The organism is Dactylosporangium sp. NPDC005572 (assembly GCF_040605515.1).
GTDB lineage: Bacteria > Actinomycetota > Actinomycetes > Mycobacteriales > Micromonosporaceae > Dactylosporangium.
The window spans coordinates 1-6,292 of sequence record NZ_JBEXCY010000363.1; the positions used below are offsets into that span (position 1 = coordinate 1).

At 75.1% G+C, this 6,292-nt stretch carries 2 protein-coding genes and 1 pseudogene; all 3 read right to left on the minus strand.

Annotated features, from left to right (window positions below):
* Positions 1 to 763: condensation domain-containing protein (locus ABZS66_RS59880; RefSeq protein ID WP_354773654.1), on the minus strand; the 763-nt coding region annotated here is incomplete at its 3' end.
* The gene (locus ABZS66_RS59885; protein WP_354773656.1) at positions 760 to 5,496 is read right to left on the minus strand and encodes an amino acid adenylation domain-containing protein; all 4,737 of its coding nucleotides are present in this window, start codon (positions 5,494 to 5,496) and stop codon (positions 760 to 762) included. The genes ABZS66_RS59880 and ABZS66_RS59885, both read right to left, overlap by 4 nt.
* A 399-nt stretch (positions 5,497 to 5,895) precedes the next feature.
* Positions 5,896 to 6,282 (minus strand): annotated as a pseudogene (locus tag ABZS66_RS59890) (AMP-binding protein); the annotation flags it as partial.
* Positions 6,283 to 6,292: the final 10 nt, after the last annotated feature.

Consider the following 6,292-nt stretch of genomic DNA (forward strand, 5'->3'; position numbering starts at 1 on the left):
ACTCTCCCAGGACCAGCGCCCACGCGCCCTGCACGACCGTGTTCAGCGTCAGGCCCAGGGCGCGGGCGCGGTCGGCCAGGGCGGTCGTCTCGGCCTCGCTGAGGTACAGCTCGGCCAGTTCGGGCTCGGCCACGGACGCGGCGGCGCCGGGGCGGACGAGCGTCGGCTCCTCGACGCCGGCCAGCGCGTCGCGCCAGGCTCGCTCGGCGGCGGGGCGGTCCTGGCGGGCGACCCAGGCCAGGTAGTCCTTGTACGGGCGGGCGTGTGGCGGCTCGTTGCCGGCGTACAGCGTGAGGAGGTCCCGCACCAGCAGCGGCGCCGACCAGCCGTCGAGCAGGATGTGGTGGCTGGTCAGGACCAGGCGGTGGCGGTCCGCGCCGAGCCGGACCAGCAGCCACCGCAGCAGCGGGGGCCGCGCGAGGTCGAACGGGCGCCGCCGCTGTGCGTCCGCGAGTTCGTCCGCGGCCGCGTCGGAGCCGGCCTCGGCCTCGGTCCAGTCGGCCTCGAGCGACGCCGGGATGAGCTGGACGGGCTGGCCGGCCTTGCGGGGGCGGAACGCCGCCCGCAGGTTGGCGTGGCGGTCGAGCAGGGTCTGGGCGGCGCCGCGCAGCCGGGCCGGGTCCAGCGGGCCGGCCAGCGTGAGCACCTGCTGCACGACGTAGACGTCCGGATCGCCCGCCGCGTACGTCGACAAGAAGTACAAACCCTCCTGCAACGGCGACAGCGGCAGGATGTCCTGCAGTCCACCCGGCCTGGTCGTCACAAGAGCCTCCACTCGTCTTCGAACTCGTCGATCTCGTCCTGGCTCAGCGCCACCAGGGTCAGGTCGGAGGGGGTGTACCCGCCGGCGCCCGGCGCCCCGGCGGCGGAGCGCAGCCGGGCCAGTGCGTCGAGCCACAGTTCGCCCAGCCGGGTCACGTCGGCGGCGGTGAGGACGCCGTCGAGGTACGCCATCCGGATCTCAAGCGACGGGCCGGTGGGGCGGTCGGCGGTGCCGGCGTTGATCTCCAGCGGCTGGGCGACCGGGAAGTCAGGGTCGAGGCCGTCACCGAGCGTGTCGCCCTCGGGGGCCGCGACCCAGTCGGCGTCGTCGCCGGCGGCGCGGCGGCCGAGGTAGTTGAACAGGATCTCCGGGGCCGGCGCGGCGGCGAGCCGGTCGGCGGTGTCCGGGTTGAGGTACCGCAGCAGGCCGTAGCCGGCGCCGTTGTCGGGCACGGCCCGCAGCTGCTCCTTGACCCGCTTCAGCGCCGTCGCGGCGTCGTCACCGCCGGGGTCGAGGCGGACCGGGTACTCGGTGGTGAACCAGCCGACGGTCCGGGTGAGGTCGCTGCCCGGCACGAGGTGCTCCTCGCGCCCGTGGCCCTCCAGGCGGAGCAGCACACCGCCGGGGCGCCAGGCCCGCACGGCGAGTGCGAGGCCGGCGAGCAGCACGTCCTGGACGCCCGCGTGGAACGCCTCGGGCACAGCGGTGAGCAGCGGGCGGGTGTCCTCGGTGGACAGTTGCAGGACGTGCTCGCGCTGGCCGGCGACGGTGTTGCGGCCCGGCGACCCGGCGCTCAGCGACAGCGCCGGACCGTCCAGGATGGACAGCCAGTACGGCAGCTCGGCCGCGCGGTCGCGGGCGCTGGCGGCGAGGCCGCGGGCCCAGCCGCGCAGTGAGGTGCCGACCGGCGGCAGCTCGGGCCGTGCGCCGCGGGCGACGTCCGCCCAGGCGGCCGCGAGGTCACCGGCGAGGATCCGCCAGGAGACGCCGTCGACGACGAGGTGGTGCGCGACGAGCAGCAGCCGGTCGCGGTCCGGGAACCACACCGCCTGCAGCATCCGGCCGGCCTCGGGGTCGAGGCGGCGGACGGCCGCGAGGTGCTCGTCCCGGAGCTCGCCGGCCGACACGCGGATCGCGGGGGTCGCTGTGCCGGGCGGCGGTACGTGCAGGCCGGCGCCGGTCCACCGGGCCCGCAGCGCGTCGTGCCGGTCCAGGACCGCCTGCAGGATCGTGGCCAGGTGCTCCTGCGTCAACGCGGACGGCGCCCGCAGCAGCAGCGCCTGGCTGACGCTGCCGATCGGCTCGTGCTGGTCCCGCAGCCAGGCCATGATGGGCGTCAGCGGTACCTCGCCGAGGCCCGCGCCGGACGCCTCCCGCGCCGGAGCGGAGGAGCCGGCCACCGCCGCCAGGCCGGCGACCGTCTGGTGCTCGAAGACCTGCCGTGCGGATAGCTCGAGGCCCGCCGCCCGCGCGCGGGAGACCAGCTGCAGCGCGACGATGCTGTCGCCGCCGAGGCCGAAGAACCCCTCGTCGACGCCGACCTCGTCGAGGCCGAGCACCTCGGCGAAGAGCGTGGCGAGCAGCTCCTGCAGTACCGTGGCCGGCCTTTCGACGGCCCGCTCCACCACCGGCTCGGGCAGTGCGGCCCGGTCGACCTTGCCGCCGGCGGTGCGGGGCAGCGCGTCGAGCACGACGACGACCGCCGGCACCATGTGGGCGGGGAGCCGCTGCGCGGCGAAGGAGCGCAGCGCGGCCGGGTCGGCGGTGCCCTCGACGTAGCCGACGAGCCGGTCGTCGCGGGCGACGACGAAGGCGTGGCGCACGTCCGGGTGCGCGGCCAGGGCGGCGGCGACCTCGGCGGGCTCGATCCGGAAGCCGCGGATCTTCACCTGGTCGTCGGCCCGGCCGAGGAACTCGATCTGCCCGTCGGCGGTGCGGCGGACGAGGTCGCCGGTCCGGTACATCAGCGTCCCGGGCGGCCCGTACGGGTCGGCGACGAAGCGCTCCGCGGTGAGCGCGGGCCGGCCCAGGTAGCCCCGCGCCAGGCCGGCGCCGGCCAGGTACAGCTCGCCGGGGACGCCGGGCGGCACGGGCAGCAGCGCCGCGTCGAGCACGTGCGCGCGCTTGTTGCGGTCGGGGCGGCCGATGAGCACCGGGCGGCCGGGCTCACACACCCAGTAGGTCGAGTTGACGGTCGCCTCGGTCGGGCCGTACGCGTTGAGCATCCGGTGCGCCGGCGCCCACCGCTCGACCAGCTCGGGCGGGCAGCGGTCGGCGCCGGTGACGACCGTGACGCCCGCCGGCAGCGAACCGGCCGGGACGGCGCCGAGCGCGGCCGGCGGCAGGGCGAAGTGGGTGATCCGCTCGGCCCGCACGAAGTCGGCGAACGGCGCCCCGAGCCGCACCTCCTCCGGCACGACGACGAGCGTGGCGCCGCGCAGCAGGGCGACGGCGAGCTCGGCGACGGTGACGTCGAAGCTGGGCGACGCGAACTGGGCGACGCGGTCGCCGGCCGCGACCCGCCACAGCTCGGCGAACGTGTCGGCGAGGTCGCCGAGGCCGGCGTGCGGGACGACGACGCCCTTGGGGCGGCCGGTGGAGCCCGAGGTGTAGATGACGTACGCGGCGTTCCCGGGCCGCAGCCGCACGGACACCGGCGACGGGTCCACGCCCGCGTCGACGTGCACCACCGGCAGGCCCGCGGGCACCTCGGCGCCGGGCGCCGCGATGACGAGCACCGGCGACGCGTCGGCGGCCAGCCCGGCGACCCGCTCGGCCGGGTACGCCGGGTCGACCGGCAGGTAGGCGCCGCCCGCCTTCGCGACCGCCAGCTCGGCGACGAACAGGTCGGCCGAGCGCGGCAGCAGCACCATGACGATCCGGTCGGGCCCGGCGCCCAGGGCGATGAGCCGGCGCGCGAGATGGTTCGTGCGGGCATCGAGCTGCGCGTATGTCAGCGACACCGCGCCGTCGACCAGCGCGACCCCGCCGGGCGTCCGGGCGACCTGTTCGGCGAACAGCGCGGGCAGCGTCGCCGCCGGGCGCGGCGCGTCGGTGCCCTGCCAGTCGGCGGCCAGGCCGGCCCGCTCCGCCGGCGACAGGATGTCCAGTTCGGACACCCGCCGCCGGGGCGCGGCCACGGCCGCGTCGAGGAGCCGGACGAGCCGCTCGGCGAGCGCGACGACGGTGGGCCGGTCGAACAGGTCGGCGCTGTACTCGACGACCCCGCGCAGCGCCCCGGCCTCCTCGGTCACCACGATGCCGAGGTCGAACTGGGCGACGCCGGTGTCGATCGGCACCGGCTCGGTGACCAGCCCGGGCAGCCCCGGCAGCTCGCCCGGCACGTGCTGGAACGCGACCATGACCTGGAACAGCGGGTTGCGGGCCGGCGACCGCTCGGGGTTGACCGCCTCGACGACCCGCTCGAACGGCACGTCCGCGTGGCCGAACGCGGCCAGGTCGGCGCGGCGCACGCGGCCGACCAGGTCGGTGAAGGTGGGGTCGCCGCTGACGTCGGCCCGCAGTACCAACGTGTTGACGAAGAAACCGGCGAGCGCGTCGAGCCGCTGGTCACCGCGCCCGGCGACCGGGCTCCCGAGCGGGATGTCGGTGCCGGCGCCGAGCCGGCTGAGCAGCGCGGCGAGCGCGGCCTGCACGACCATGAACGCGGTCGCCCCGGTGCGCCGGGCGAGCTCGCGAATCCCGTGGCGGGTGGCCTCGGGCACGGCGAACGGCACGATGCCACCCGCGTGCGACGCCACGGCGGGCCGCGGTCGATCGGCCGGCAGCGCCAGCTCGGCGGGGATGCCGGCGAGCGCCTCCCGCCAGAAGTCGAGCTGGCGCTGCTGCTGGTCTTCGAGGATGTCGTACTGCCACAAGGCGTAGTCGGCGTACTGCACCGGCAACGGCTCCCAGCCGGGCGCGGCGCCACGGCTGCGGGCGCCGTACGCGACGCCGAGGTCGGCGATCAGCCGCCCCTCCGACCATTCGTCGGTGACGATATGGTGCAGCAGGAGCAGCAGCACGTGCCGGTCGGGCCCGACGGCGAACAGGTGCGGCCGGACGAGCAGCTCGCCGGCGAGGTCAAACCCGTGGCGGGCCGCGGCGGTGAGCCGCGCGGGCAGCAGTTCCTCGGTCACGTCGGCGAGGTGCCAGTCGGGCCGCGCGTCGGCAAGCACACGCTGCACCGGCCGCCCGTCGACGGTCGGGAAGACGGTGCGCAGGCTCTCGTGCCGTTCGAGCACGTCGCCGAGCGCCGCTTGCAGCGCGCCGACGTCGAGCGCCCCGGTGAGCCGCAGCGCGAACGCCACGTTGTACGTCGGCCCGGCCCCGGTGAGCTGGTGGTGCAGCCAGAGCCGATGCTGGGCCGGCGAGACGGGCAGCGGTTCGGGCCGCTCCCGGACCGCGAGGACCGGCCCGCCCGAGGCACCGGCCTGCTCAAGGTACCTGGCGAGCGCGACGACGGTAGGCGCGTCGAACACGGCCCGGATCGGCAGCGCGGCACCGAACACGGCCCGGACCCGCGCCGCGAGCGCGGTGGCGCTGAGCGAGTGCCCACCGAGCGCGAAGAAGTCGTCGTTGGCCCCGACGGCGGGCAGCCCGAGCACTTCGGCGAACAGCCCGCAGAGGATCTCCTCCGCGGCGGTCCGTGGCGCGGCGCTGTCGGCGCCGCCGCCGAACTCGGGCGCGGGAAGCGCCCGCCGGTCGACTTTCCCGGCGACGGTGACGGGCATCCGCTCAAGCCCGACAAAGGCGGCCGGCACAAGATGCTCAGGCAACCGCAAGGCAGCGAACTCCCGCAACCCGGTGACATCCCCGACCACGTAGGCGACCAGCCGCCCATCAACGGCAAGCACAACAACCTGCCTGACATCGGGATGCTCCCCGATGACGGCAGCAACCTCGCCGGGTTCGATCCGGAACCCGCGAATCTTCACCTGATCATCGGCCCGCCCAACAAACTCCAACAACCCATCGACGCCGCGGCGCACCACATCCCCAGTCCGATACATCCGCTCCCCAACCCGGAACGGATCAGCAACAAACCGAGCCGACGTCAACCCGGCACGGCCCAGATAGCCCCGCCCGAGCTGAACACCGGACAAATACAGCTCGCCCGCGACCCCGGGCAGCACGGGCCGCAACCACTGGTCCAGAACGTAGGCCCAGGTGTTATCGGTCGGTCGACCGACCGACGGCGTATCGGTATCAGCAACCCACGCCAGCAGGGTGTCAACAGTGCACTCGGTCGGCCCATACAGATTGACCCCAACGGTGCCCGACGCCTCCCGCAATGCGTTCCAGATCCGCGGATCAGCGGCCTCACCACCGAGCGCGACGAGCGCCGGCCGGTGCCGACCTTCGGATCCCACGGAACCTTCTGAGCCTTCGGAACCTTCTGAGCCTTCGGAGCCTTCGGAGCCTTCGGCGAGGAGCCCAGCATCGACGAGCGGGCCGGCCAGCGACGGAGTGACGTCCAGGAAGTCGATGCGGTGCTCGACGACGTAGGCAACAAACATCGCCGGATCA